Genomic DNA, 2,090 nt, shown 5'->3' with positions numbered 1-2,090 from the left:
TGCACCAAAACAAAGGCCGTCTGAAAAGTTTCAGACGGCCTTTGTTTATGAATCGATGATTAAATATCCATCGGTTTCCATTCCGCGCCTTTTACCGGCGGCAGCCATGATTGCGTACCGCTGGAGGAAAATCCCCATAAGGTGTCGGGGAGGCCGTAATGGTCGGCGCGCGTCGGATCGAGTTGCGTTTCGATCTCGGCTTCGCGGCCTTCACGGATTTGCGTGGCGATGTGCGGATTAATCATCACGGTTTTGCCCAATGCGATAAATTCTGCCCAGCCGGTTTCATAGGCGGCCAAAATTTGGTCGGCAGTAAACAGGTTGCCCACGCCGATAAGCGGCAGTTTGCCGTTGATGCGTTCGTGGATGAACTGCATACGGGTTTGCGCGGTATCGCCGCCGCGACGGATTTTTTTATCAAATTCCCACAGGGAAACGTGCAGATATTGCAGCGGTTTTTGTACCAATGCGTCAATCAGTGCGCCGGTTTCGGTCATGGTCAAGCCGTCATCGCCCGGCTCTTCGGGGGAGAAGCGGTAGCCGATAATGAAGTCGTCGCGCTGGTGTTTTTCACGGACGGCAATCACGGCATCGATAACGGCCAGAGGGAAGCGCATTCTGTTTTCCAAGCTGCCGCCCCATTGGTCGTTGCGGCGGTTGCTTTGGGCAGAGTAAAACTGTTGGATCAGATAGGTGTTGGCACCATGGATTTCCACGCCGTCAAAACCGGCACGAAGCGCCAAATCGGCGGCTTGCGCATAAGAGGCGATGAGTGCTTCGACTTCTTTTGCGGTCGCTTCGCGTGCGTGTTCGGCTTCGCTGGCGGAAGCGCTGATTTTATCGAGACCGTCCAAAAGGTCATCCATGGCTTTGGAACCGCCGTGATGAATTTGTAAAATTGCTTTTGCGCCTTGCTGTTGCAGGATTTGTGCGGTTTCTTTCAGGCTGTCGAGGCAGTGTTCGCCTGTGGCTTCAGGTTGGCCGTGAAAGGCTTTGCCGTCTTTTTGAACCAAAGTGGCGGCAGTGATAAACATGCCCATATCGCCTGCGCGGTTGCTGAGGAAGGTACGCTCTTGGTTGCTGATCAAACCGTCGGCTTGTGAGCCGAAATGGGTCATGGGGGCGACGACAAGGCGGTTTTTGATGGTTACGCCGTTATTGAGGGTGTATGTTTGAAAGAGTGGGGCGTATTTTGGATTCATGAGATTTTGCTCTTGATAAGTGAATGGTCGGCATAGAATTGGGCCATTCGGGAATTTATCAAGTAAACAGGCCGTCTGAAAAGTTTCAGACGGCCTGTTTATTCTTTAAACCTTAGGATTAAAGATTAGGGTTAACAATGATTTTTACTGCGGATTCATTGTTGTGGATCAAGCGCTCGAAGCCTTCGGAAATCAATTCGTCCAGTTTGATGCGCTGGGTGATGAAAGGCTCAAGGTTGATTTTGCCTTCTTCAACCAATTTGATGGTTTCGGCGTGGTCGTTGCAGTAGGCAATGGTGCCGCGCACGTCCAGCTCTTTCATCACGACGCTGTGAACGTTGATGGTGGCGGGGTGGCTCCAAATGGAAACGATAACCAAATTGGCCGTGGGCTTGCACGCTTCAACCAAAGTATCCAGAACTTTGTTCACGCTGGTACATTCGAATGCGACGTCTACGCCTTCGCCGTTGGTCAGTTTTTTCACTTCTTCGACGACATCGACTTCGGACGGGTCGAGGATGTAGTCGGCAACGCCGGATTCGCGGGCTTTGTCTTTGCGCGCTTTGCTCAATTCGGTGATGATGACTTTGATGCCTTTGGCTTTCAACACGGCGGCAAGCAGCAAACCGATCGGGCCTGCGCCGCCGACCAATGCGACATCGCCTGCTTTCGCGCCGCTGCGGACATAAGCGTGATGGCCGACGGACAGAGGCTCAATCAAAGCGGCTTGGTCCAATGGGATTTTGTCGGAAATAGGGTGTACCCAACGGCGTTTGACGGCGATTTTTTCAGACAAGCCGCCACCGCAGCCGCCCAAGCCGATGAAGTTCATGTCTTTGGAGAGGTGGTAGTTGCTGCCTTCGCCGGTCGGTACGTCGTCGCGGATGA

The 2,090-nt window shown here is 52.9% G+C and carries 2 protein-coding genes; both read right to left on the bottom strand.

Going from position 1 to position 2,090, the window contains the following annotated elements:
* Nucleotides 1-59: 59 nt before the first annotated feature.
* Nucleotides 60-1,202, bottom strand: a complete 1,143-nt coding sequence (locus ACTHUT_RS18750) for an NADH-dependent flavin oxidoreductase (RefSeq protein ID WP_250599883.1) — start codon at nucleotides 1,200-1,202, stop codon at nucleotides 60-62.
* 118 nt (nucleotides 1,203-1,320) lie between these two features.
* On the bottom strand, nucleotides 1,321-2,090 hold a 770-nt coding region (locus tag ACTHUT_RS18745; protein WP_440419374.1), incomplete at its 5' end, for a zinc-binding dehydrogenase.

The sequence above is a fragment of the Neisseria sp. P0022.S010 genome, from assembly GCF_051956635.1.
This window is presented reverse-complemented; position numbering and strand designations above follow the sequence as displayed.

Coding starts and splice junctions, on each gene's coding strand:
- ACTHUT_RS18750 (WP_250599883.1), bottom strand. CDS start 1,202: ATGAATCCAAAATACGCCCCACTCTTTCAAACATACACCCTCAATAAC.